The 1,232-nt window shown below is 67.9% G+C and carries 1 protein-coding gene and 1 pseudogene; both read left to right on the top strand.

From position 1 onward, the window contains the following. A partial coding sequence (locus AB4Y79_RS21625; protein ID WP_441866257.1) for a fumarylacetoacetate hydrolase family protein occupies positions 1 to 663 on the top strand: 663 nt, incomplete at its 5' end. Next, a pseudogene (locus AB4Y79_RS21630) lies at positions 648 to 1,232 on the top strand (HpcH/HpaI aldolase family protein); the annotation flags it as partial. The gene AB4Y79_RS21625 and the pseudogene AB4Y79_RS21630, both read left to right, overlap by 16 nt.

Here is a 1,232-nt window from a genome sequence, read left to right on the forward strand (position 1 = left end):
GTGCAGCAGTTGTGGCGGCGCCGCAACGAGGAAGCCGGCCGGACCCTGGTGGGCCGAAAGATCGGCCTCACGTCCAAGGCCATGCAGGCCGCCACCGGCATCACCGAACCGGACTACGGCGCGATCTTCGATGACATGGTGCTGGAGACCGGCTGCTCGGTTCAGTGGGACCAGTACACCCAYCCGCGGGTGGAGGTTGAGCTCGCGTTTGTCCTCAAGGATGGGCTGAAGGGCCCGGGCGTGACCATCTTCGAYGTYCTGAAGGCCACCGACTACGTGGTCCCGGCCCTCGAGATCCTGGATTCCAGGATCGAGATGGAGGGCCGGACCATTGTGGACACCATCTCGGACAACGCAGCGATGGGCGCCATGGTGATTGGCGGGAACCCTGTGAAGCCGGACGCCGTAGACCTGCGCTGGGTCTCCGCCATCCTCTACAAGAACCAGACCGTGGAGGAAACCGGTGTGGCCGCCGGCGTCCTGGACCACCCCGCCAACGGCGTCCACTGGCTGGCCAACAAAATCGCCGCCCACGGTGACTCGCTGAAGGCCGGGGACATCATCCTGGCCGGCTCGTTCACCCGCCCCCTGTGGGTGTACAAGGGCGACACCGTCCACGCCGACTACGGCCCCCTGGGGAGTGTCACATGCCGATTCCACTAGAAAACACCTTCCGCGACGCCCTCGCCGCGGCCAACCGCCCGCTCGCGGGGATGTGGGTGTGCTCCGGCAGCCCGCTGATCGCCGAACTCTGCGCCGGTTCACGCCCTGGTCCGGCCGCCCGTGAACGACACCGTAGTGATCAAGCAGTACCTGGACCTCGGTGTGCAGAACCTGCTCATCCCCATGGTGAATTCCGTGGCCGAGGCAGAGGCTGCGGTGGCTGCCACCCGGTACCCGCCCCAGGGCGTGCGCGGGGTGGGATCCGCCCTGGCCCGCGCCGCCCGCTGGAACCGGGTCCCGGACTACCTGGCCCGCGCCAGCGAGACCATCAGCGTCACCGTCCAGATTGAATCCACCGCCGCCGTCGACGCCGTGGAGGACATCCTCAACGTCGACGGGGTGGACGCCATCTTCGTCGGTCCCTCCGACCTCGCCGCGTCCATGGGCCTGCTGGGACAGCAGGAACACCCCGAAGTGCGCGCCGCCGTCGAACACTGCCTGTCCGCCGCCAAAGCGGCCGGCAAGCCCGCCGGCGTCAACGCCTTCAACCCGGACACCGCCCAGCACTA

The sequence above is a fragment of the Pseudarthrobacter sp. YAF2 genome (assembly GCF_052113345.1).
Taxonomy (GTDB): domain Bacteria; phylum Actinomycetota; class Actinomycetes; order Actinomycetales; family Micrococcaceae; genus Arthrobacter.